17 protein-coding genes are annotated in these 25643 nt (G+C 39.5%); 14 read left to right on the forward strand and 3 right to left on the reverse strand.

Translation table 11 applies throughout. The features are described from left to right. Positions 1 to 5: 5 nt before the first annotated feature. The 4 genes from A9Q68_RS08410 to cydC are packed head-to-tail and all read left to right on the forward strand — an operon-like array spanning position 6 to position 5908. Positions 6 to 1433, forward strand: a complete 1428-nt coding sequence (locus A9Q68_RS08410) for a cytochrome ubiquinol oxidase subunit I (protein ID WP_071794264.1) — start codon at positions 6 to 8, stop codon at positions 1431 to 1433. Further along, positions 1433 to 2452: a cytochrome d ubiquinol oxidase subunit II gene (cydB, locus tag A9Q68_RS08415; RefSeq protein ID WP_071794265.1), complete on the forward strand. Its 1020-nt coding sequence runs from the start codon at positions 1433 to 1435 to the stop codon at positions 2450 to 2452. The genes A9Q68_RS08410 and cydB overlap by 1 nt, the downstream gene beginning before the upstream one ends. Further along, the gene (cydD, locus tag A9Q68_RS08420; RefSeq protein ID WP_071794266.1) at positions 2452 to 4170 is read left to right on the forward strand and encodes a thiol reductant ABC exporter subunit CydD; all 1719 of its coding nucleotides are present in this window, start codon (positions 2452 to 2454) and stop codon (positions 4168 to 4170) included. The genes cydB and cydD overlap by 1 nt, the downstream gene beginning before the upstream one ends. Further along, complete coding sequence (cydC, locus tag A9Q68_RS08425) at positions 4163 to 5908, forward strand: thiol reductant ABC exporter subunit CydC (RefSeq protein ID WP_071794267.1); 1746 nt, start codon at positions 4163 to 4165, stop codon at positions 5906 to 5908. Before cydD ends, cydC begins: the two co-directional genes overlap by 8 nt. A 210-nt stretch (positions 5909 to 6118) precedes the next feature. On the opposite strand, the gene A9Q68_RS08430 is transcribed toward cydC, so the two are convergent. Then, on the reverse strand, positions 6119 to 7099 hold the full coding sequence (locus tag A9Q68_RS08430; protein ID WP_071794268.1) for a polyprenyl synthetase family protein: 981 nt from the start codon (positions 7097 to 7099) through the stop codon (positions 6119 to 6121). A 187-nt stretch (positions 7100 to 7286) separates the two neighbouring features. On the opposite strand from A9Q68_RS08430, the gene ispE reads away from it, so the two are divergent. The 4 genes from ispE to A9Q68_RS08450 are packed head-to-tail and all read left to right on the forward strand — an operon-like array spanning position 7287 to position 10162. After that, the gene (gene ispE / locus A9Q68_RS08435) at positions 7287 to 8138 is read left to right on the forward strand and encodes a 4-(cytidine 5'-diphospho)-2-C-methyl-D-erythritol kinase (RefSeq protein WP_071794269.1); all 852 of its coding nucleotides are present in this window, start codon (positions 7287 to 7289) and stop codon (positions 8136 to 8138) included. A gap of 60 nt (positions 8139 to 8198) precedes the next feature. Then, entirely contained in the window at positions 8199 to 8642 is a 444-nt protein-coding gene (locus A9Q68_RS08440; protein WP_071794270.1) for a zinc-dependent MarR family transcriptional regulator, read from the forward strand. A 4-nt stretch (positions 8643 to 8646) separates the two neighbouring features. Then, entirely contained in the window at positions 8647 to 9357 is a 711-nt protein-coding gene (locus tag A9Q68_RS08445) for a metal ABC transporter ATP-binding protein (RefSeq protein WP_071794271.1), read from the forward strand. Then, positions 9350 to 10162: a metal ABC transporter permease gene (locus A9Q68_RS08450; RefSeq protein ID WP_071794272.1), complete on the forward strand. Its 813-nt coding sequence runs from the start codon at positions 9350 to 9352 to the stop codon at positions 10160 to 10162. Before A9Q68_RS08445 ends, A9Q68_RS08450 begins: the two co-directional genes overlap by 8 nt. A 159-nt stretch (positions 10163 to 10321) precedes the next feature. On the opposite strand, the gene tyrS is transcribed toward A9Q68_RS08450, so the two are convergent. Continuing rightward, positions 10322 to 11581: a tyrosine--tRNA ligase gene (tyrS, locus tag A9Q68_RS08455; RefSeq protein WP_071794273.1), complete on the reverse strand. Its 1260-nt coding sequence runs from the start codon at positions 11579 to 11581 to the stop codon at positions 10322 to 10324. A gap of 93 nt (positions 11582 to 11674) precedes the next feature. Between tyrS and pbp1b the strand changes: the two genes are divergently transcribed. From pbp1b to comGB, 6 genes are all read left to right on the forward strand, one after another. Further along, positions 11675 to 13987 carry a penicillin-binding protein PBP1B gene (pbp1b, locus tag A9Q68_RS08460; protein ID WP_083426048.1) on the forward strand — a complete coding sequence of 771 codons (2313 nt, stop codon included), beginning with the start codon at positions 11675 to 11677 and terminating at the stop codon, positions 13985 to 13987. A 263-nt stretch (positions 13988 to 14250) separates the two neighbouring features. Then, on the forward strand, positions 14251 to 17817 hold the full coding sequence (gene rpoB, locus A9Q68_RS08465) for a DNA-directed RNA polymerase subunit beta (RefSeq protein ID WP_071794275.1): 3567 nt from the start codon (positions 14251 to 14253) through the stop codon (positions 17815 to 17817). A gap of 92 nt (positions 17818 to 17909) precedes the next feature. Continuing rightward, positions 17910 to 21551 carry a DNA-directed RNA polymerase subunit beta' gene (gene rpoC / locus A9Q68_RS08470; protein WP_071794276.1) on the forward strand — a complete coding sequence of 1214 codons (3642 nt, stop codon included), beginning with the start codon at positions 17910 to 17912 and terminating at the stop codon, positions 21549 to 21551. Positions 21552 to 21675: 124 nt separating this feature from the next. Further along, positions 21676 to 22041: a DUF1033 family protein gene (locus tag A9Q68_RS08475; protein ID WP_071794277.1), complete on the forward strand. Its 366-nt coding sequence runs from the start codon at positions 21676 to 21678 to the stop codon at positions 22039 to 22041. A 61-nt stretch (positions 22042 to 22102) separates the two neighbouring features. Beyond that, positions 22103 to 23041 (forward strand): competence type IV pilus ATPase ComGA, encoded by a 939-nt coding sequence (gene comGA / locus A9Q68_RS08480; RefSeq protein WP_071794278.1) that lies wholly within the window; start codon positions 22103 to 22105, stop codon positions 23039 to 23041. Continuing rightward, positions 22980 to 24011 (forward strand): competence type IV pilus assembly protein ComGB, encoded by a 1032-nt coding sequence (gene comGB, locus A9Q68_RS08485; protein WP_083426049.1) that lies wholly within the window; start codon positions 22980 to 22982, stop codon positions 24009 to 24011. The genes comGA and comGB overlap by 62 nt, the downstream gene beginning before the upstream one ends. A 78-nt stretch (positions 24012 to 24089) precedes the next feature. On the opposite strand, the gene A9Q68_RS08490 is transcribed toward comGB, so the two are convergent. Then, the gene (locus tag A9Q68_RS08490) at positions 24090 to 25529 is read right to left on the reverse strand and encodes a recombinase family protein (protein ID WP_071794279.1); all 1440 of its coding nucleotides are present in this window, start codon (positions 25527 to 25529) and stop codon (positions 24090 to 24092) included. Between the last annotated feature and the right edge of the window lie 114 nt (positions 25530 to 25643).

A 25643-nucleotide genomic window follows, 5' to 3' on the forward strand; every position in this document is an offset into this window, starting at 1 on the left:
GATTTATGACTATTGAAACGTTAGCTCGGTTTCAATTTGCAATGACAACCGTATTCCATTTCTTCTTTGTGCCTTTCACAATTGGAACCTGTTTTGTTGTTGCTATTATGGAAACCCTATACGTAGTCACAAAAAATGAAGAATACAAAAAAATGACAAAATTTTGGGGCAACATCATGCTCCTCAGTTTTGCCGTTGGGGTAGTTACCGGTATTATCCAAGAGTTCCAATTTGGGATGAACTGGTCTGACTATTCACGTTTTGTTGGTGACATTTTTGGTGCTCCACTGGCCATTGAAGCCTTACTTGCCTTCTTTATGGAATCAACATTCCTAGGTCTATGGATGTTCACTTGGGACAATCCAAGAATTAGTAAAAAATTACATGCCAGCTTTATCTGGTTAGTTGTCTTTGGTTCAATGATGTCTGCTATGTGGATCTTGATTGCCAATAGCTTCATGCAACATCCCGTTGGTTATGAAGTGATTAACGGTCGTGCACAAATGACTGATTTCTTTGCTTTAATCAATAACCACCAATTCCATTATGAGTTCGGCCATGTTATCACTGGGGCCATCACAATGGGTGGAACTGTTATTGCGGGGATGGCAGCTTACAAACTGCTTAACAAAGAAAAATTAACAGAGTCTGTTCAAAATATCTATAAGAAATCATTACGTCTAGGTTTATTAGTAACCCTTCTTGGTTCAATCTCAGTAATGGGTGTCGGTGACTTGCAAATGAAAGCATTAATCAACGACCAACCCATGAAATTTGCGGCTATGGAAGGTGATTACGAAGATTCTGGTGATCCAGCCGCTTGGACGGTAGTCGCTTGGGCTAATGAAGCTAAAAAAGAACAAGTCTTTGGGATTAAAGTTCCTTACATGTTGAGTATCTTATCTTATGGCAAACCTTCAGGTTCTGTTAAAGGGATGGATACAGCCAACAAAGAATTAGTGGCTAAATATGGCGAAGATAACTATTTCCCAATGGTTAACTTACTCTTCTATGGTTTCAGAACCATGGCTGCTTTTGGAACTTTAATGTTAGGTGTTTCTGTTTTAGGACTCTTCTTAACACGTCCGAAGAAACCAATCTTATATGAAAATAAATGGATGTTAGGAATTGTTGCTTTAACAACTGTTGCTCCATTCTTATCCAATTCATTTGGTTGGATTATTACTGAGCAAGGGCGTTACCCTTGGACAGTTTATGGTTTGTTTAAAATCAAAGACAGTGTCTCACCTAATGTCTCAGTAGCATCTCTACTTGTTTCTAATACTGTTTATTTCTTACTCTTCAGTGGACTTGGTGCCATGATGGTTTACTTGGTTATTCGTGAATTGAATAGAGGGCCTGAACATGAAGAAGTACTCTTAGCAGGTTTGAAACAATCAAGTATTGACCCATTTGAGAAAGGAGCATTCTAATGAGTGGATTACAATTTTTCTGGTTCTTCTTAATTGGACTTCTTTTCTCAGGTTTCTTCTTCTTAGAAGGTTTCGACTTTGGTGTTGGAATGGCAGTACAAACACTTGCCCATAATGAAGAAGAAAAAGATCAAATCGTTAAGACAATTGGTCCTGTTTGGGATGGTAATGAAGTTTGGCTTTTAACAGCTGGTGGTGCTATGTTTGCATCATTCCCATACTGGTATGCTTCATTGTTTAGTGGTTACTACCTTATTCTCTTAACTATTTTATTTGGATTAATTATTCGTGGTGTTTCTTTTGAATTTAGACACAATGTGCCTGCTAGTCAAAAGAATATTTGGAATTGGACTTTGACCATTGGCTCAACTATCGTTCCCTTTTTCTTCGGGGTCATGTTTGTTAGTCTTGTTCAAGGAATGCCTATCGACGCGAAAGCCAATATGACAGCTCACTTTGGCGATTACTTCAATATCTTTTCAATCGTTGGTGGTGTTGCAATGGTACTATTGTCCTACCTCCACGGCTTAAACTATATTGCTTTAAAAACAGAAGGTCCTGTTAGAGATCGTGCTAATAATGTGGCACAATTCCTTTACTGGATTCTCTATCTTGGATTAGTAGCCTTCGCGCTTTTACTTGCTTTCCAAACAGACTTCTTGGCTAAACATTTAATCACAACTTTATTACTTCTAGTAGTTATTGTTGGTTTAACAGTTTTCGCTCATGTGTCAGTCTTCAGAAAAGCTGAAATGTCTGCTTTTATTGCTAGCGGTTTAACCCTTGTTTCAGTTGTTGTTCTCTTGTTCCAAGGACTCTTCCCACGAGTGATGATTTCATCAATCTCATCTAAATATGATTTGTTGATCGAAAATGCATCATCATCTCCTTATACTTTGAAGATTATGTCAATTGTTGCTATTTCTTTAGTACCATTTGTCTTAGCTTACACAGCTTGGGCATATTACATTTTCAGAAAACGTATTAATCTACCAGTTATTGTAACGGGGGAAAAATAATGCTAGATAAAGCGGTTATGCACTTGTCAGGTATTCATAAAATGTTAGGATTGCTTGCAGGATTAGATCTCCTACAGGCAATCTTTATTATAGGTCAAGCTTATTTTTTAAGTCAGGCTATTACGCATTTATGGCAAGGCCAGGCCCTTTCAACGACCTATCTTTCCATGCTTTATTTCATTTTAGCTTATTTGGCAAGACACCTTATAAATTATGTTAAAGATTCGCAGTTGGATCGTTTCGCAGCTAAACATGCTTTGGAACTACGAAGTCAATTGCTAGCTAAACTGTTCTTACTTGGACCACAGATTGTGCAAGAAGAGGGATCTGGGAATGTTATCACTATGGCTTTAGATGGCATTAGTTTGATTGAGGACTATCTGCATCTGGTTCTTAATAAGATGATGAATTTATCTGTCATTCCTTGGATTATCTTGGCCTTTGTTTTCTATATGGATATTGATTCTGGGATTATCCTCTTATTAGTTTATCCTCTCATCATCCTCTTTATGATTATTCTTGGCTTAGCAGCTAAATCACGTGCAGATAAGCAGTACGCTTCTTATCAAGTCCTATCTAATCACTTTTTAGATTCCTTACGTGGTATTGATACCCTACGCTTTTTCGGCCTTAGTAAACGCTATGCCAAAAGTATCTACAGAACCAGTGAGTCTTTCCGTAAGGCGACCATGTCTGCTCTAAGAATTGGAATTTTATCAACTTTTGCATTAGATTTCTTCACAACTCTATCGATTGCCATTGTAGCGGTCATGTTGGGTTTGCGTCTAATCAATGAAGAGATTCTCCTTTTCCCAGCTTTGACAGTCCTCATTTTGGCACCAGAATACTTTATTCCTGTTCGTGACTTTTCAAGTGATTACCATGCCACTTTGGATGGGAAAAATGCTTTTACGGCAGTCCAAAAAGTTCTTAATCGCCCAGAAAATCAGGCAGAAGAAGTGGCTATCAAGCCTTGGAGTCAGGAAAGCCAACTTAAGATTAAAGATATGAAACTTTCTTATGATGGTCAGGACTTTATGTCAATTCCAGATTTGAAGGTCACAGGTATTAAAAAAGTAGCCCTTGTGGGCATGAGCGGATCAGGTAAATCAACCTTAGTCAATCTCTTAAGTGGATTCTTAGCAGCTGATGCTGGAACTTTCACCATTGACGACCAAGACTTGCCTCATCTAGATCAAAAAGATTGGCGCAAACAGCTAGTCTACATTCCACAGTCGCCTTATGTTTTTGAAATGAGCTTGCGCGAAAATATTGCCTTCTACACGCCAGAAGCAAGCTTGGAGCAAATCCAAGAAGCCATTAAAGTGGTGGGGCTGGAAGAATTAGTGGCGGAATTGCCAGAAGGCATTGAAACACGTATTGGCAACGGAGCAAGACCCCTAAGTGGTGGTCAGGCCCAAAGAATCGCTTTGGCTCGGGCCTTCCTTGACAAGGACCGTCGCATCATGCTTTTTGATGAACCGACAGCTCACTTGGACTTGGAAACCGAAATTGAGTTAAAAGAAGAAATGTTACCCCTCATGCAAGATCGTTTGGTTATTTTTGCCACTCACCGTCTCCATTGGTTAAAAGACATGGATCAAATTGTTGTCTTAGACCATGGGCAAGTGGTTGAAGTCGGCTCCTATGAAGAGTTAATGGCTAAGAAAGGTTATCTCTATGACCTCAAACATGCCATGGGAGGTAGAAATGCTTAAGATACCATTATTCAAAGCCTTAGAAAAGGATCAGTGGGTAAAACCCTATTTTAAGAAGTATCGTAAGGCCTTAATTTTAGCCTTGGGACTTGGTTTCTTGACTTTCTTTGCGGCCTCTGCCCTCATGTTCAATTCAGGTTTTCTGATTTCTAAATCAGCCTCCTTGCCAACTAATATTCTTTTAGTTTATATTCCAATTGTTCTTACCAGAGCCTTTGGAATAGGACGGCCAGTCTTTCGTTATTTAGAGCGATTGACCAGTCATAACTGGGTTTTGAAGATGACCTCTAAATTGAGGCTCAAACTCTATAATAGTTTAGAAGAAGATGCTATCTTCTTAAAACGTAATCACCGTCTAGGTGACATTATGGGTCTCTTAGCTGAAGATATTAACCATATCCAAAATCTCTACCTGAGAACTATCTTCCCAACCATTATTGCTTGGTTGCTTTACGCCTTTGTTATCATTGGTGTGGGCTACTTTTCTTGGTGGTTTGCCTTGATTCTCTTCATCTATCTAGGTGTCTTGGTTTTTGTCTTTCCTTTATGGTCAGTTCTCATCAACGGCGCTCGTCAGGAAAGAGAAAAAGCCCTCAAGAACCATCTCTATACGGATTTAACTGATAATGTTTTGGGTATTTCAGATTGGATTTTCAGCCAGCGTGGTCAGGATTATGTGCAATTGCACGAAACTTCGGAAGCTGAGTTAGCTCAAGTTCAAGCCGAGATGCGCGCTTTTAATAATCGTCGTAACTTGCTTTTTGAAATGGCCTTTGGTTTCTTAGCGATTTTGGTTATCGTTTGGGCTTCCTACCAATTCCCAGGTCACAAGGGCGGTGCCGCCAATTGGATTGCTGCTTTTGTTCTTTCTGTTTTCCCCTTGGTGGAAGCTTTTGCTGGTCTGTCAGGCGCAGCCCAGGAAACATCTGTCTATGCCAACTCTTTGAGTCGCTTGAATCAGTTGGCTGATCCTAAGCAGTCTCTAGAGCCACAGGCTATTCCCCAACAACCTTTCGATATTGAAATTAGTCATCTATCATTTGCCTATTCTGCAGACTCCAAAGAGGTGCTTAAAGAAATTAATATGACCATCAAAGAGGGTCAGAAGCTGGCTATTTTAGGTAAGAGCGGGTCTGGTAAGAGTACCTTGGCAACTTTACTTCGGGGCGATTTGCGTCCGAGTCAGGGTCAGATTACTCTGGCCGGGTTGGATGTTTGTGATCTGAGTCAAGTGATTTCGGATTATATTGGTGTTATCCAGCAAGCTCCCTACCTTTTCAATACTAGTCTAGTTAACAATATTCGTCTGGGTAATGAAGAGGCTAGCGATGAGGATGTTTGGCGCGTGTTGGAACAAGTTGGATTAAAAGATATGGTTGCTGCTCTGCCTAAGGGGTTGAATACTATGGTCGATGAGGCAGGTCTGCGCTTTTCTGGTGGTGAACGCCATCGTCTAGCCCTAGCTCGGATTCTCTTGCAGGACACGCCGATTGTTCTTTTGGATGAACCAACTGTTGGTCTGGATCCCATTACCGAGAAAACTTTGCTTGATACTTTCATGACCGTGCTTCAGGGTAAAACAATCATTTGGATTACCCACCACTTGAAAGGGATTGAAAATGCCGACCAGATTATCTTTATTGAAGATGGGCAAATTGAAATGTCTGGGTCTCCAGCTCAATTAGCAGACTCAAGTCCTCGTTACCGTCACTTAAAAGCCATTGATGATGGAGAATAGAGGATCAGTAGTGGCTGATTAAAAAATATAACAATTTTAGATTCTGCAAACAAGCCTAGCTCTGTCTGACGCTAGCAGAATCCATGAATAAAGCACCCCAAAGTTAAAAATTCTAACTTTGGGGTGCTTTTCATTATATAGCTTTTTTGTCCTTTTCACGTAATGGCCTGAACAATAAACCAGCTATTTAACGGGTGGTTATGATTTATCTCAGATTTTACGTTTTAAGAGGTGGTTGGTCAATTGCATCAATTGCTTTTGAGTCTTGATTTTTGGTAGCTTTTGGATGTCATCCATAGCTTTTTGCGTGTATTTACGGGCTAATTCTTGAGCTTTTTCAACCCCATGATTAACGACAACAAGTTTGCTGATATGGGTTAATTCTTCAGGGCTTAGCTTGTCTTTTTTGTCTAAGAGTTCTTTAAAGGCAGTTGGGTTTTCTTTGAGGGCAAATAAGAGTGGTAGGCTGTAGACACCATTGGTGATATCCTCTAAAACTGGTTTGTTGAAGTCTTTGGGTTTTGCGGTATAGTCTAAGATATCATCTAAGATTTGGAAGGTCATACCGATGTTGTAGCCAATTCTGCCAGCTCTGCTGACCACTTCTGGACTTGCCCCACCAAAATAGGCACCTTCTTTACTAGCTAACCTAAAAAGCTCTGCGGTTTTCCCAGAAATGGAACGTAAGTAGTCTCTAATAGACTGGTCTTGGTTGAAGTAAAGCTGCATTTGATCTAGTTCACCCACTAGGATTTTCTTCATGGCCTTGGCATTAACGGTCATGAAGGGGCTATTTTGCATGGTTTCTAGGATTAATTCGAAGAAGACGGTGAAGAGGAAGTCTCCGGTATAGACGGCCACATCTTTACCGAAGCTGGTTTGGATGGTTTTTTGCCCCCGTCTGAGTGGCGAATCGTCGATGACATCGTCGTGAATTAAGGTTGCCATGTGCAGGATTTCAAGGGATGCTGCGATTTTGGTCAGTTGTTCAGATTTTTCTTCCCTGTTTTGGCCAAAATTGGTAAATAAAAAGAAAAAAGCAGGACGTAAATACTTTCCGCCGGCCTGAGTTAGTTGAACGATGGCATCTTGGATTTCTGTATTACGAACGTGCGCCCGTTCTTCGATGATTTGGCAGACGTCTTGGATCTGATTTTCGATTTCCGGATATTTACTCCAGTAGCTTGACATTTAGGCTTCTCCTTGAATTGATTACCTTACTATTTTACCGTAAATAGGCACTTAAAGCTAGAATAATCTTCTAGATAAGTCCTTGTTAGGCAAGCGGTCAAAACTTGTCAAGGTATTTGAAGTATGATAAGATTTATTTGAATTTTTCTTAATGAGTGTGTATATTTTAGTGAAAGAGGTGATGAAGATGACGACAATAATTGAAAGGGCTCCGGCTAAGATTAATCTGGGATTAGACATTCAAGGAAAGCGCCAGGATGGCTATCATGACTTGGAAATGGTCATGGTTTCGGTTGACTTATGTGATTATATCAGCGTCAGTCCTTTAGATGATGATTGCATTCAATTTGCCTCAGACTGCCCCAAAATGCCGGTTAATGCTAAGAACGATGTTTATAAGGCTGCCCAACTCATAAAAAGTAAGTATGGCATTCAATCAGGAGTCTCACTCTTTCTGACTAAGAAAATTCCTATTTGTGCTGGAATGGGGGGTGGCTCCAGCGATGCTGCAGCAACTATCAGAGCCCTTAATCAATTATGGGATTTGCAAATGAGCAAGGAAGAGATGCTTGAGATTGGGATGGCCATTGGGAGTGATGTTCCTTACTGTATTGAAGCTGGCTGTTCACGCATTTCAGGTAAGGGTGAAATTGTCGAGAAAATAGATGGTCACCTAGCCTCCTGGGTTGTTTTGGTCAAACCGGAATTTGGGATTTCAACCCGAACGGTTTTTCCAGAAATTAATTCAGAAACCATTAAACGCGTCAATATTGATAAGATTGTCGAAACAATCGAGCAGCAAGATTACCAAGAAATGGTGGCAGCTATGGGGAATTCCTTAGAAGACATCTCCATTGCTCGCAAACCTTTTATTCAAAAAGTCAAAGATAAAATGATGAGTAGTGGGGCTGATGCAGCCTTGATGACTGGAAGCGGGCCTAGTGTTTTTGCCCTCTGTCAAAGTGAAAAACAAGCTAATCGAGTGGTTAATAGCTTGAAGGGCTTTTGTAAGGAAGTCTATAAAGTGAGAACTCTATAGGGTTTGATTCTTTGATGCCTTTTTGTTATAATTAACTGGTTAAGAAAAAGAGGGAGATTTATGGGAACATTAGAAAAGAAGATTGATACTTTAGTAAATCAGATTTTGTTAAAGGCTGAGAATCAGCATGAACTCTTGTTTGGAGCCTGCCAAAGTGATGTCAAATTAACCAACACACAAGAGCACATTTTGATGCTTTTGTCACAGGATAAATTAACCAATACGGAATTGGCAAAAATCTTAAACATTAGTCAAGCAGCTGTAACCAAAGCTATTAAGAGTTTGATTAAACAAGATATGTTGGCGGCGACAAAAGATGTCGTTGATGCGCGTGTGACTTATTTTGAGTTGACGGATTTAGCTAAGCCAATTGCCCAAGAACACACTCATCACCATGATGAAACCCTAAATGTCTATGCTCGTTTGCTTGGACATTTTTCCCAAGATGAGACTAAGGTCATTGAGAAATTCTTGACCGTTTTCTCTGATGAGTTAGAAAGGTAAGAGATTGAGATACTTAACCGTTGAAAACCTGTCCTTCCAATATGAAACTGAGACCGTCCTAGAAGGTGTCAATTATTATTTGGATAGTGGCGAATTTGTCACCCTCACGGGTGAAAATGGAGCAGCTAAGTCGACCTTAGTAAAGGCAACACTTGGCATCCTCAAACCGAAAGTGGGGCAAGTTGACTTCGCAAAACAGAATCAGCATGGTAAGAAATTACGAATTGCTTACTTACCGCAACAAGTAGCTAGTTTTAATGCTGGTTTTCCTTCAACGGTCTATGAGTTTGTAAAATCTGGTCGCTATCCAAGAAATGGATGGTTTCGTCGCTTGACCAAACATGATGAAGAACATATTCAAGCTTCATTGGAATCTGTTGGCATGTGGGACAGTCGCCACAAACGTATCGGTAGCCTTTCAGGTGGCCAAAAACAAAGGGTTGTTATTGCCCGTATGTTTGCTTCTGACCCGGATATCTTTGTCTTAGATGAACCAACGACGGGGATGGATAGTGGGACTACAGAAACTTTCTATCAATTGATGCACCATAGTGCCCATAAGCACGGTAAGGCTGTCCTAATGATCACCCATGATCCAGAAGAAGTCAAAGACTATGCTGATCGTAATATTCACTTAGTTCGCAATGAAAGTTTACCTTGGCGTTGTTTCAATGTCCATAGCGACGACCAGCCAGAGGAGGTAAACCATGCTTGATATTTTACAATATGACTTTATGCAAAGAGCGGTTATGGCTGTTATTGCTATCAGTATTTTTGCACCAATCCTTGGTATCTTTTTAATTCTTCGTCGTCAAAGTTTGATGAGTGATACCTTAAGTCACGTTTCTTTGGCAGGGGTTGCTTTAGGGGTTGTTTTAGGCATTAATCCTACTTGGACAACAGTCATTGTTGTCGGTCTTGCTGCTATTTTTTTAGAGTATTTACGTGTTGTCTATAAACACTACATGGAAATTTCAACAGCTATCCTCATGTCAGCAGGACTAGCCATTTCCTTGGTCATTATGAGTAAGTCTGGTGGCAATTCCAATGTTAGTTTGGAACAATATCTTTTTGGTTCCATCATTACGATTGGTATGGAGCAGGTTATCGCTTTATTTGTTATTGCGATCATTATCTTACTTTTGACCCTTTTCTTTATCAGACCAATGTACATTTTAACCTTTGATGAAGATACAGCCTATGTTGATGGTTTACCGGTTCGTCTCATGTCTATTCTCTTTAATATCGTAACAGGGATTGCCATTGCCTTAACCATTCCGGCAGCAGGAGCCTTATTGGTTTCTACCATTATGGTCTTACCGGCAAGTATTGCTATGCGAATTGGTAAGAATTTTACTTCTGTAATCTTTATTGGGATTGGCATTGGTTTTGTAGGTATGTTATCTGGTATTTTTCTTTCCTATTTCTGGGAAACTCCAGCAAGTGCAACCATTACTTTGATTTTTATTTCCATTTTTATTGTGGTTAATCTTTTCAACGCCCTTGCGCGTAAACACTAATAATGAATCAGGCTAATGCCTGATTTTTTCTTGCACTTAAATATAGTATTGAAGCAAAAAAAGACAAACTCTGATGGGAGTTTGTCTTTGGATTAAAAGATGAGCTGTTTGTCCTTACCCTTAATGGGAGAGTTTCTAGCAATCCATACCTTAATACTCTTATGCGTAAGTGAGAACAAAATATTTTTTCTTACCACGTCGAATAACGGTTAATTCATCATCAATTTTGTCAGCGTCACTTAAAACATAATCTAAATCTTGAATACGTTTGCCATTGATATAGATGGCCCCATTTTGGACATCTTCACGGGCCTGACGTTTTGAAGGTGAGATTTTGGCTGAAACGAGAACTTCCACGATATTACGGTCAGCCTCTGCTTCAAGTTTAACATTTGGTACATTGCTTAAGCCCTGTTTTAATTCTTTGGCTGACAATTCTTGGATGTTGCCGGCAAAGAGTTGTTCCGTAATTTTGAGGGCTTCTTGGTATGCGTCCTCACCGTGAACAAGAGTTACCACTTCGCGAGCTAAAGTTTTTTGAGCTAGGCGTTCATGACGGGACGCATCAAAGGCTTTTTCAATCTCAGCGATTTCCTCTAGTGAAAGGAAAGTGAAAATTTTCAAGAAGCGAACAGCGTCTTCGTCCATAACGTTGAGCCAAAATTGGTACATTTCATATGGGGATGTTTTATCGGCATCCAACCAAACCGCATTGCCTTCTGACTTACCAAATTTTTTACCACTAGCATCTGTGATTAATGGGACTGTCATAACGTGTCCAGTTTTGTCCGCTTTACGGCGCAGTAATTCGGTTCCAGCTGTCATGTTACCCCATTGGTCAGATCCACCGATTTGAAGGGTGATATCGTGCTCAGCATTCAAGTTGTAGAAGTCGTAGCCTTGCATGATTTGGTAAGCAAACTCAGTATATGAAATCCCTGTTTCAATCCGTTTTTTAACAGATTCTTTGCTCATCATGTAGTTGACCGTGAAATATTTACCAACGTCTCTTAAAAAGTCGATGAAAGAAATTTCGGAGAACCAGTCATAATTATTGACGAGTTCTGCTTTATTATCCCCATTCTCGAAATCAAGGAATTGGGACAACTGGTCTTTGATTTTGTTGGACCAGTCTTGGACAGTTTCTTTAGTTTGAAGGCTTCTTTCGGCATCTTTAAAGGATGGGTCTCCGATGAGGCCAGTTGCCCCTCCGACAAGGGCAAAAGGTTTGTGGCCAGCCAACTGGAGGCGGCGTGAGGTTAAGATGGCTACTAGGTGGCCTAAGTGCAAGCTGTCGGCTGTTGGATCATAGCCTGTATAATAGGATACTCGCCCTTCTGTTAGTGCTTTGACAAGGGCTTCTTCGTCGGTCGTTTGAAAGACCAAGCCACGAGCTTTGAGTTCTTCAAAAATGTTCATAGGCTTTCTCCGTTTTCTGTATAGTTTTACGAATCATTATATCAAAAATAGCTAGTCCTATGCAAGCTTAATCAAAGTTTGGTATAATAGATAATGAGGTATTTTATATTGAATGATAAAAAAAAGACAAAAAAGGGGAATGATCACCAATTTGAATTGTTAGATTTTGGTGCTATTGCTCTGAGAACGTTAAAATTAGTATCCAATTTTTTCTACGTGATTATCTTCTTGGGCTTTATGATGGGGACTGGGATTGCCTTTGGTTATCTTGCTAGTCAGATTGATTCTGTTAAGGTGCCAAGTAAGGAGAGTTTGGTTAAACAGGTTAAGTCTATTAGTCGGATTTCACAACTGAATTATTCTGATAATAGTATTATTTCGCCGATTGATACCGATTTATTACGGACTCCGGTTGAAAACAAGGACATTTCAGAGAATGTCAAGATGGCCATTATTTCCACTGAGGATGAAAACTTTAAAGAGCACAAGGGTGTGGTTCCCAAAGCTGTCTTTCGGGCAACTTTAACATCAGTTCTTGGCTTAGGTGAATCCAGTGGTGGTTCAACCTTGACGCAGCAGTTGATTAAGCAGCAGGTTTTGGGTGATGATCCAACCTTTAAGCGGAAATCACGTGAAATTATTTATGCTTTGGCTTTGGAGCGGTATGTTTCTAAGGATGATATTCTTTCTGACTACCTAAATGTGTCGCCTTTTGGGCGAAATAATAAAGGTCAAAATATTGCGGGGATTGAAGAAGCAGCCCGTGGTATTTTTGGGGTTTCGGCTAAGGATCTTACAGTTCCACAAGCAGCTTTCTTGGCGGGGCTTCCTCAGAGTCCTATTGCTTATTCTCCCTACCTGTCAACTGGTCAACTGAAATCAGCTGAAGACATGCAGCTTGGTATTAAGCGGCAACATAGTGTTCTTTACAATATGTATCGAACTGGGAAATTGTCTAAGAAGGATTTTGATTCTTACAAATCATATGACATTAGCAAAGATTTCATCAAACCAGAAAACGTAACCGTTAATAAACATGACTACCTCTATTACGCGGCTATGGCTGAAGCTAAGAAGGCTATGTTTACCTACTTAGTTAAGCGTGATAATATTTCGGCGCGTGATTTGAAAAACGATGAGACAAAGGCTTCCTATGAGGCTTTAGCGACTCAAGAGTTGCAGCAAGGTGGTTATACTGTTACGACCACTATTAATAAAAAGGTTTACTCAGCTATGCAAGATGCTGCGAATCGTTTTGGTAGCTTGCTGGATGATGGGACTGGAATGGTTCAGATGGGGAATGTCTTGACGGATAATTCAACTGGGGCAATTATAGGTTTCATCGGTGGTCGTGACTACAATATGAACCAGAATAACCATGCTTTTGATACAGCAAGATCCCCTGGTTCTAGTATTAAACCAATCATTGCCTATGGACCGGCCATTGACCAAGGTTTGATGGGAAGTGCTAGTGTTCTTTCTAACTATCCAACAACTTATTCAAGTGGTCAAAAAATCATGCACGTGGATAGTGAAGGAACAGCCATGATGCCTTTACAAGAGGCTCTTAATACATCATGGAATATCCCAGCCTTTTGGACAGAAAAGATGCTCAGGGACAATGGTGTTGATGTTGAGGCTTATATGTCTAAGATGGGTTATGTGATTGATGACTACTCTATTGAAAGTCTACCGCTAGGTGGTGGCATCGATGTTTCTGTGGGTACTCAAACCAATGCCTATCAAATGATTGCTAATGATGGTAACTTCCATAAGCAATATATGGTTAACACCATCACAGCTAGTGATGGAACTGTGGTGTATAAACATGAGGATAAAGGGGAGCAAATTTTCTCAGCGCCAGCTGCGACAATCCTGCAAAATCTCCTTCGTGGTCCGATTGACTCTGGAAGCACAACAACCTTTAAATCTCGCTTAAGTTCCTTAAATCCTTCTTTAGCTAGGGCTGATTGGATTGGGAAAACTGGTACGACCGAAAACTATTCTGATGTTTGGTTGATGCTTGCAACACCGAGGGTAACCTTAGGTGGCTGGGCTGGTCACGATAATAATAACTCCTTAGCACCAATGACCGGCTACAATAATAATTCAAACTATATGGCTAATCTAGCCAATGCCATTCATAATGCCGATCCTAACTTATTTGGCATTCGTGATCGCTTTACCTTAGATAAAGGCGTCATTAAATCCAATGTTTTAAAACAAACTGGTTTACAACAAGGAGCTGTAACGGTTAATGGTCGGAAAATTACAGTTGGTGGTGAAACAACTACAAGTTATTGGGCTAAAAATGGCGCAGGTCCGATGACCTACAAATTTGCGATTGGTGGTACAGATAGTGACTATCAAAAAGCCTGGTCTAGTTTCTACGTCAAGAAAAAATAACTTGAAATTTCACAAAAAATAGTGTATGATATTAATAACTATTTGTCGTCCAATCTAGTTGAAATATTGTCCAACTAGGAAGAACAGCAGTTAAATCAAACTGATTCAGTCAGATTTAGCTGCTCTTTTTGTGCCTATTTTTGATCTTTTTCGGGAATTGTTACCTACATTTAAAGATTCTAAAAATTCACATTTAGGACAAATGATTTTATTGACTTATTTGCTGTAACAGCAAATGCGAAAAAGAAAAAGGAGCTAAAAACTTGGCAGGACATGAAGTTCGATACGGAAAACACCGTACACGTCGTAGCTTTTCAAGAATCAAAGAAGTTCTTGATTTACCAAATTTAATTGAAATTCAAACTGACTCATTCCAAGAATTCTTAGATACTGGTTTGAAGGAAGTCTTTGAAGATGTACTTCCTATCTCAAACTTTACAGATACTATGGAACTTGAGTTTGTTGGTTATGAATTCAAAGAACCAAAATACACTTTAGAAGAAGCTCGTATTCACGATGCAAGTTATTCTGCCCCAATTTTTGTAACCTTCCGTTTGGTTAACAAAGAAACAGGCGAAATTAAAACGCAAGAAGTCTTCTTTGGTGATTTCCCTATCATGACTGAAATGGGTACCTTCATCATCAATGGTGGTGAACGTATTATCGTTTCTCAGTTAGTCCGTTCTCCAGGTGTCTACTTTAATGATAAAGTTGATAAGAACGGTAAAGTTGGTTATGGTTCAACAGTTATCCCTAACCGTGGCGCATGGTTAGAATTAGAAACTGACGCTAAAGATATTGCTTACACTCGTATTGACCGTACCCGTAAAATTCCATTCACAACACTTGTTCGTGCATTAGGATTTTCTGGTGATGATGAGATTGTTGACATCTTTGGTGATAGCGATCTTGTTCGTAATACAATCGAAAAAGATATTCACAAGAATCCAAATGATTCTCGTACAGATGAAGCCCTTAAAGAAATCTATGAGCGCTTAAGACCAGGTGAACCAAAAACTGCTGATAGCTCTCGTAGCCTCTTGATTGCTCGTTTCTTCGATGCCCGTCGTTATGACTTAGCAGCTGTTGGTCGCTACAAAATCAACAAAAAATTAAACATCAAGACTCGTCTTTTGAACCAAGTCATTGCTGAAAACTTAGTTGACGGTGAAACTGGAGAAATCTTAGTTGAAGCTGGAACAGAAATGACACGTGCTGTCATCGAGTCAATTGAAGCACAACTTGATGGTGATTTGAACAAATTTGTCTATACACCAAATGACTACGCTGTTGTTACAGAACCAGTTGTTTTACAAAAATTCAAAGTTGTTTCACCTTTAGACCCTGATAAAGTGGTTACTATTGTCGGAAATGCTAATCCTAGTGATCGTGTTCGTGCCTTGACTCCAGCTGATATCTTAGCTGAGATGTCATACTTCTTAAACCTTTCAGAAGGCATTGGTAAAGTAGACGATATCGATCATTTAGGAAATCGTCGTATCCGTGCTGTTGGTGAATTGTTAGCTAACCAATTCCGTATTGGTTTGGCCCGTATGGAACGTAATGTCCGTGAAAGAATGTCTGTTCAAGACAGTGAAGTTCTCACACCACAACAAATCATCAATATCCGTCCTGTTACAGCAGCTGTTAAAGAATTCTTTGGTTCTTCTCAGTTGTCACAGTTCATGGACCAACATAATCCTCTATCTGAATTATCACATAAACGTCGTCTTTCAGCCTTAGGACCTGGTGGTTTGACTCGTGACCGTGCCGGTTACGAAGTTCGTGACGTGCATTATACTCACTATGGCCGTATGTGTCCGATTGAAACTCCTGAGGGACCAAATATCGGTTTGATTAACAACTTGTCTTCATTTGGACATTTAAACAAATATGGTTTTATTCAAACACCATACCGTAAAGTTGATCGTGCAAATGGCGTTGTTACAAATGAAATTGTTTGGTTAACAGCCGACGAAGAAGATGAATTTACAGTAGCACAGGCTAATTCTAAATTAAATGAAGACGGAACTTTTGCTGAAGAAATCGTCATGGGTCGTCACCAAGGTAATAACCAAGAATTTGCTGCCAGCACAGTTGATTATGTCGACGTATCTCCAAAACAAGTAGTTGCCGTAGCGACTGCATGTATTCCTTTCTTAGAAAACGATGACTCCAACCGTGCCCTTATGGGTGCCAACATGCAACGTCAGGCTGTCCCATTGATTGATCCAAAAGCACCACTTGTTGGTACTGGTATGGAATATCAAGCAGCACATGACTCAGGAGCTGCTGTTATCGCGCAACATGACGGTAAAGTTATTTTCTCTGATGCTGAAAAAGTTGAAGTTCGTCGTGAAGATGGTTCACTTGATGTTTATCATGTGACTAAATTCCGTCGTTCAAACTCTGGTACAGCTTATAACCAACGCACACTTGTTAAAGTTGGCGACATCATTGAAAAAGGTGACTTCATCGCTGATGGACCATCTATGGAAAATGGTGAGATGGCCCTTGGTCAAAACCCAGTCGTAGCTTATATGACTTGGGAAGGTTACAACTTTGAGGATGCGGTTATCATGAGTGAACGTCTTGTAAAAGAAGATGTCTATACATCAGTTCACTTAGAAGAATTTGAATCAGAAACACGTGATACAAAGCTTGGACCTGAAGAAATCACTCGCGAAGTACCAAACGTTGGTGAAGAAGCCCTTAAAGATTTAGATGAAATGGGTATCATCCGTATCGGTGCTGAAGTTAAAGAAGGCGATATCTTAGTAGGTAAAGTAACACCTAAGGGTGAAAAAGACCTTTCTGCTGAGGAACGTTTACTTCATGCCATCTTCGGAGATAAATCTCGTGAAGTCCGTGATACATCTCTTCGTGTTCCTCACGGTGGTGATGGTATCGTTCGTGATGTTAAGATCTTTACACGTGCAAACGGTGATGAATTACAATCCGGTGTTAACATGCTTGTTCGTGTCTACATCGCTCAAAAACGTAAAATTAAAGTCGGCGATAAAATGGCCGGTCGTCACGGTAACAAAGGGGTTGTTTCTCGTATCGTTCCTGTTGAAGACATGCCTTACTTACCAGATGGTACACCGGTTGATATCATGTTGAACCCACTTGGGGTACCTTCACGTATGAATATCGGACAAGTTATGGAGCTTCACTTAGGTATGGCTGCCCGTAACCTTGGTATTCACATCGCAACGCCAGTCTTTGACGGAGCAAGTGCTGAAGACCTTTGGGAAACAGTAGCTGAAGCTGGTATGGATTCTGATGCGAAGACTGTTCTTTATGACGGACGTACAGGTGAACCGTTTGATAACCGTGTCTCTGTTGGTGTCATGTACATGATTAAACTTCACCACATGGTTGATGATAAACTTCATGCCCGTTCAGTCGGACCTTACTCACTTGTTACCCAACAACCTCTTGGTGGTAAAGCACAATTTGGTGGACAACGGTTTGGTGAGATGGAAGTATGGGCCTTAGAGGCTTACGGTGCATCAAATGTTCTTCAAGAAATCTTGACTTACAAGTCAGATGACGTTACTGGACGTTTGAAAGCTTATGAAGCAATCACTAAAGGTAAACCAATTCCAAAACCGGGTGTTCCTGAATCATTCCGCGTTCTTGTTAAAGAATTGCAATCACTTGGTTTAGACATGCGAGTACTTGATGAAGATGACAATGAAGTTGAACTTCGTGATCTTGATGAAGGTGAAGATGACGACGTGATGCACGTTGATGATCTTGAAAAAGCGCGTGAAAAACAAGCTCAAGAAGCTCCTGTAGTTTCTGAACAAACTGATGAAAACTAAACTTATTTAACAAGTTTACGAAATAAATAAACGAGCCTAGGGCCTTGGCCCTAGCAGCTGGTTTAGTCATAAATCGAAGAAAGGTAAAACTAGTGGTTGACGTAAATCGTTTTAAAAGTATGCAAATCACATTAGCCTCACCAAGTAAAGTCCGTTCATGGTCTTATGGTGAAGTTAAAAAACCTGAAACAATCAACTACCGTACATTAAAACCTGAACGTGAAGGTCTCTTTGATGAAGTCATCTTTGGACCTACAAAAGATTGGGAATGTGCGTGTGGTAAATACAAACGTATCCGTTATAAAGGGATTGTTTGTGACCGATGTGGGGTAGAAGTTACTCGTGCTAAAGTTCGTCGTGAACGTATGGGACATATCGAGTTGAAAGCTCCTGTATCACACATCTGGTATTTCAAAGGTATTCCATCACGTATGGGACTTACCCTTGATATGAGCCCTCGTGCTTTAGAAGAAGTAATCTACTTCGCAGCTTATGTTGTTATTGACCCAATGGATACACCGCTTGAGCCAAAATCACTTTTAACAGAACGTGAATACCGTGAAAAAGTTCAAGAATATGGTTATGGTTCATTCATCGCAAAAATGGGTGCCGAAGCGATTCAAGATCTCTTGAAACGTGTTGATTTACCAGCAGAAATTGCTGAGTTAAAAGAAGAACTCAAATCAGCAACTGGACAAAAACGGATTAAAGCTGTTCGTCGTTTAGACGTTCTTGATGCCTTTAACAAATCTGGAAATAAACCTGAATGGATGGTTCTTAACATCTTACCAGTTATCCCACCAGATTTACGTCCAATGGTTCAATTGGATGGTGGCCGTTTTGCCGCATCTGACTTGAATGACTTATATCGTCGTGTTATCAACCGTAACAACCGTCTTGCACGCTTGTTAGAATTGAATGCTCCTGGAATCATTGTTCAAAATGAAAAACGGATGCTTCAAGAAGCCGTTGATGCCTTAATCGATAACGGTCGTCGTGGTCGTCCAATTACTGGACCAGGAAGCCGTCCATTGAAATCTTTAAGCCACATGCTTAAAGGTAAACAAGGTCGTTTCCGTCAAAACTTGCTTGGTAAACGTGTAGACTTCTCAGGTCGTTCTGTTATCGCCGTTGGTCCAACCCTTAAAATGTACCAATGTGGTGTGCCACGTGAAATGGCTATCGAACTTTTCAAACCATTTGTTATGCGTGAAATTGTTGCCAAAGAATATGCTGGTAACGTTAAAGCAGCTAAACGTATGGTTGAACGTGGGGATGAGCGTATTTGGGATATCTTAGAAGAAGTTATCAAAGAACACCCAGTACTACTTAACCGCGCACCTACCCTTCACAGACTTGGTATCCAGGCCTTTGAACCAGTTCTTATCGATGGTAAAGCACTTCGTCTTCACCCACTTGTATGTGAAGCTTACAATGCCGATTTCGATGGGGACCAAATGGCCATCCACGTACCATTATCTGAAGAAGCACAAGCTGAAGCTCGTTTGTTAATGCTTGCAGCAGAGCACATCCTAAATCCGAAAGACGGTAAACCAGTCGTTACCCCTTCTCAGGACATGGTTTTGGGGAACTATTACCTAACTATGGAAGATGCAGGGCGTGAAGGCGAAGGTATGGTCTTCAAGGATATTGATGAAGCGGTTATGGCATATCAAAATGGCTATGCTCATTTACATAGTCGTGTTGGTATTGCTGTTGATAGTATGCCGAATAAACCTTGGAAAGATAGTCAAAGACATAAAATCATGGTTACCACTGTTGGTAAGATTTTATTCAATGCTATCATGCCTGAGGATCTTCCATACTTGCAAGAACCAAACAATGCTAACTTAACTGATGGCACTCCAGATAAATACTTCCTTGAACCAGGACAAGAAATTCAAGATGTGATTGATACTCTTGAGATTAATGTACCATTCAAGAAGAAAAATCTTGGTAATATCATTGCTGAAACCTTTAAACGTTTCCGTACAACTGAAACATCTGCCTTCCTTGACCGTTTGAAAGACTTAGGATACTATCATTCAACACTTGCTGGTTTAACAGTGGGTATTGCCGATATTCCAGTTATTGATAACAAAGCTGAAATTATTGAAGCAGCTCACCACCGTGTTGAAGATATTAATAAAGCCTTCCGTCGTGGTTTGATGACTGAAGATGACCGTTATGTTGCAGTTACAACAACATGGCGTGAAGCTAAGGAAGCACTTGAAAAACGTCTGATTGAAACACAAGATCCTAAGAACCCTATCGTTATGATGATGGACTCAGGTGCCCGTGGTAATATCTCCAACTTCTCACAGCTTGCCGGTATGCGTGGTTTGATGGCCGCTCCTAACGGACGTATCATGGAATTACCAATCCTTTCAAACTTCCGTGAAGGTTTGACCGTATTGGAAATGTTCTTCTCAACCCATGGTGCTCGTAAAGGTATGACCGATACAGCCCTTAAGACTGCCGACTCAGGTTACTTAACACGTCGTTTGGTTGACGTTGCCCAAGATGTTATCATCCGTGAAGATGATTGTGGAACAGACCGTGGTCTTCTCATCAAAGCGATTACTGATGGTAAAGAAGTTACTGAAACACTTGAAGAACGTCTTCAAGGTCGTTACACTCGTAAATCAGTTAAACATCCTGAAACTGGTGAAGTCCTCATTGGTGCTGACCAATTGATTTCAGAAGATATGGCTCGTAAGATTGTTGAAGCTGGCGTTGAAGAAGTTACAATCCGTTCAGTCTTCACTTGTGCGACTCGTCATGGTGTCTGCCGTCACTGTTATGGTATCAACTTGGCAACAGGTGATGCTGTTGAAGTTGGTGAAGCAGTTGGTACAATCGCCGCTCAATCTATCGGTGAACCTGGTACTCAGCTTACAATGCGTACCTTCCATACCGGTGGTGTTGCGTCAAATACCGATATCACTCAAGGTCTTCCTCGTATCCAAGAAATCTTTGAAGCACGTAACCCTAAAGGGGAAGCTGTTATCACTGAAGTTAAAGGTAAAGTCGTTGACATCGAAGAAGATGCAGCAACTCGTACTAAGAAGGTTTATGTTGAAGGTAAAACTGGTAATGGTGAATACGTTGTTCCATTTACAGCTCGTATGAAAGTTGAAATTGGTGACGAAGTTAACCGCGGAGCTTCATTAACTGAAGGTTCTATCCAACCTAAACGGTTACTTGAAGTTCGTGATACCCTTTCAGTAGAAACTTACCTATTGGCTGAAGTACAAAAAGTTTACCGTAGCCAAGGGGTAGAAATCGGTGATAAACACGTTGAGGTAATGGTTCGCCAAATGCTTCGCAAAGTTCGTGTTATGGATCCAGGTGATACTGAACTTCTTCCAGGAACTCTTCTTGATATTGCAGACTTCACAGAAGCTAATAAAGATATTGTTATTTCTGGTGGTATTCCAGCAACTTCTCGTCCAGTTCTTATGGGGATTACAAAAGCATCCCTTGAAACCAATTCATTCTTGTCAGCTGCATCCTTCCAGGAAACAACTCGTGTCCTTACAGATGCTGCTATTCGTGGTAAGAAAGACCACTTGCTTGGTCTTAAAGAAAATGTTATTATTGGTAAAATCATTCCAGCTGGTACTGGTATGGCACGTTACCGTAATATCGAGCCACAAGCAATCAATGAAGTGGAAATCATCGATGAACCACAACTTACAGAAGAAACCGTTTCTGTTACAGATGCAGAATAAGAAGGAGGAGCTCAGCTCCTTCTTTTTTTAGAGTTAAAAATTAACTAGTTAAGTTTCGTGAGCAGATATTTTTTAAATGGCAAAGCTTTTGTATATAATAGGCTTAAGAAAAGGAAAATATCATATGTATCAGGTAATTAAAATGTATGGCGATTGGGAGCCTTGGTGGTTTATTGAAGGCTGGCAAGACGATATCGTTGAAGAGCAAGCTTTTGAAAATTGGCAAGATGCTCTAAGTTTTTATAAAAAAGAATGGCAACAATTAAGAAATGACTATCCGAGTTATCACAGTCAAAAAAATTTGTTGGCGACATTCTGGACTAAATCAGAAAAAAGATGGTGCGAAGATTGTGGAGACGATTTGCAACAATACCATTCTATTTTGCTGTTAAAAGATAAAGATATCATCCCAATGGAAAATTACCTAGAATCCTTTGAAATAAGAAATGATATTCCTAAAGCACCATATACCTGTAAAATTAATTTATAAAAAGACAAGTTTTTGAGAAAACTTGTCTTTTTTTGCGAATAAATGATTGAGGAGGTTGGAAATGATACAAACGATTGGACAAGAATTAATTGAAAAAGCCTTAGAGTTACAAGCGCAAGATATCTACATAATTCCCTACCAAGACCGATATCAGGTATTTATGCGGGTGGGTGAAAGAAAGCACTTTATCGCTAATTATAAGCGACAGGAAATGGCAAGCTTGATTAGTCATTTTAAATTTATTGCCGGAATGAATGTCGGTGAAAAGCGACGCTGTCAACTAGGATCTTGCCAATACCCGATTGCGGCTGATAAATCTGTCCCAATGCGACTGTCGACGGTAGGTAATTTTAAGGGTCTTGAAAGTCTTGTTATAAGAATCTTAGCAAAAAGAAAAGCTGGTCTTCATTACTGGTTTGACCTCCATAAAGACGTTGAGAAAGTTATTTCTGGAAGGGGACTGTATCTTTTTGCGGGACCAGTTGGGTCTGGTAAAACTAGCCTCATGTACCAATTAGTTTCGCGCTTAGCAAAAGACAAACAGGTTATTACAATCGAGGATCCAGTAGAAGTCCAAGATGATAGTCTTCTGCAAATACAGGTTAATGACAGTATTGGTATGACTTATGATAATCTGATCAAATTATCCTTGAGACATCGACCAGATTTTTTAATTATTGGCGAAATTAGGGACCATGAGACAGCCAGAGCAGTGATAAGAGCCAGTTTAACAGGAGCTGTGGTCTTTTCTACTGTACATGCTAAAAGTATACCTGGTGTCTATCAGAGATTACTAGAACTTGGTATTAGTAGTCAAGAACTGGAACAAAGTTTGAAATTTATTGCTTACCAAAGATTAATTGCAGGAGGAGGACTGATTGATTATGCGACCGAGAAATTCCAGACCCACAGCGAGACCAATTGGAATAAGAAAATTAATGGCCTTCTTGAACAAGGACATATCACTCAAGAAGAGGCAAACTGGGAAAAGATTAGCTAGTGCTAAACAAGCTAAACTCATTGAACTTTTCCATAATCTCAGTCAAAGTGGCTTTAGCCTAAGTGAAATGGTTGCTTTTCTTGAAAAGTCAAAAATTATCGGTCATGACTATTGCCTGAGGATGCGAAATGACTTAATTGGCGGTCGTTCTTTATCGGAAATGATGGAAAATTTGGGTTATCCTGAAGGAATCGTTACCCAATTAAGTTTAGCAGAAGCTCACGGAAATACAGAAAATTCATTGGCAAAGATTAAAGACTATATAAATCAAAGCCGCTATATTAGACAGAAAACTCTTGAAGTTGTGACCTATCCTATCATTTTGCTCACTTTTCTAGTTGTCATTGTTTTTGGCTTACGGCATTACTTGCTCCCTCAAATTGATCAAAAAAATGTCTTAACAAGTTTTTTAAGTCACTTTCCGGTTCTCTTACTTACGACGGCTATCACTTTATTAGTAGTAGCTCTGTTTGTGACCATACGTTGGCATAAAATGGAGAGGATGAAACAGCTTCAAAGCTATGCTCAACTTCCTATTATTTCTCTTTTTATCAAGTCTTATATGACGGCCTACTATGCGCGTGAATGGGGCAATCTGATTGCTCAAGGGATAGAGCTTAGTGATATTTTGGGCATAATGATTTCAGAAAAGTCAGTTCTCATGCAAGAACTTGGACGGGATATGCAAAGGTCATTTATTGAGGGCAAGGCTTTACATGAGAAGGTGAAAGAGTACTCCTTTTTCCATGATGAATTATCCTTGATGATTGAATATGGCCAGGTCAAAGGAAAATTAGGTCAAGAGTTAGAAATTTATGCTCAATTAGTTTGGGAAAGTTACTTCCGTATATTATTACAGGCCACACAAATGATTCAACCACTCATTTTTTTGGGAGTTGCTCTAATCATTGTCATGATTTATGCAGCTCTTCTATTACCCATGTATCACAATATAGGAGGAAATATTTAATGAAAAAATTAATGGAAAAAAGCAAGAAAGTTTCAGTCAAAGCCTTCACGCTTCTAGAAATAAAGGAAAGTAAAATTGCTAGTTTTTCCAGTCTATTTCTATCGCATTTTCTTTAATATAAACCCTATTAATTAGGCTTTTGGCAATAATAGCTTGATCCTCATAGGATAATTCAAAAATATTTTTAGTTGATATTTTTTTAAGTGCTTGTTTTTTTAAATGATTTTCTTTTTTATTTTCTCTGTCTTTTATTTCGTTTTCCAGTAAGTTTTTTTGATCAATTAAATTTGATGTTTTAGCTTTTAATTCTTCCAGGCCAATTAAGTCATTTAAGTATAAATCGTTTAATCTTTCAATCTTTAAATTGACTTGCTTAATTTCTTTTTCAATTTTGCTATTATCAATTATTTCTTCTTTACCAAAAATATCGTCAGCAACTTTTTCATCAGTTTGAATAGCATATATTTTATTTAATACAATATTTTCTATATCTTCTTTATAGTAATATCCAGAGTCGCATTTTTTATTATCGTTGTAAATAACCAATGGCTTTGTCTTGCGAGGGAACCTATTTGTACATTGATACCGCATAGTCCGTGTTCCGTCTTTACGTTTTGCTCCAAGCATTATTTTTAGTGGGGCACCACAATATCCACACCTCGCTAGGCCAGATAGCATATATTTTGCTTTAAATGGTCTTGGGTTAATATAGGTCAAAGCAGTCATTTGCCTTTCCTTAATAACTTCCTGTGCCAAATCAAATGTTTCTTTTGTAATTATTGGTTCGTGTAGACCATGGTAAATTTCTCCATCGTATCTTATCAAACCGCAATAGACTGGGTTAGTTAAAACGCTTTGCGTTGTTCGATAGCTCCATTTTACTTTTTTATTGGTTAATAGATTATTTTCATTAAGATAATCTCTTAATTTTGTTATTGATTTACCGCTCAAATACAACTCATAAATTTTTCTGACTATAATTGCTTCTGCTGGTACAATATTTAATGTTCCAGTTTTTTTATCGTACTTATAGCCATAAGACGATTTTGCCCACATCATAGATTTACCTGATTTTGCTCGGCCAACCTTACCTAAAAGCATTCGTTCTTTAATTTGCTCTCGTTCTAACTGTGCAAATACTGATAAAATACCAATCATTGCTTTACCAAATGCGCTGGAAGTGTCAAAATTTTCATTAAGACTTAAAAAGTCAATGTCATTTTTGATAAATACTTCTTCGATTAGATAAAGTGTATCTTTCTGCGACCTACTTAACCTATCAAGCTTATATACAAGTACCGTATCAAATTTTTTCGCTTTAGCGTCCGATACAAGGTTTGTCATTGCCGGCCTTTTTATATTTGATCCTGTAAAACCGCCATCAGAATATACTTTGTAAACCGTCCAGTCTTTAATATCACAGTAGGCCTTTAATTTATCTATTTGTTCGTCTAAAGAATAACCCTCGTCAGCCTGCATACTTGTACTTACTCTTGTGTAAATTGCTACTTTTGCCATTGTTTAATACCTCATTATTTGATAAAATGGGTATAGTAAAAAGACCTAATAAATTAGGTTATTACTATACTTGATTTGCTTCACGCTCAGAGTCGCCAAACTTTGAGAGCGTGG

Source organism: Streptococcus bovimastitidis (assembly GCF_001885095.1).
In the GTDB taxonomy this organism is placed as follows: Bacteria; Bacillota; Bacilli; order Lactobacillales; family Streptococcaceae; genus Streptococcus; species Streptococcus bovimastitidis.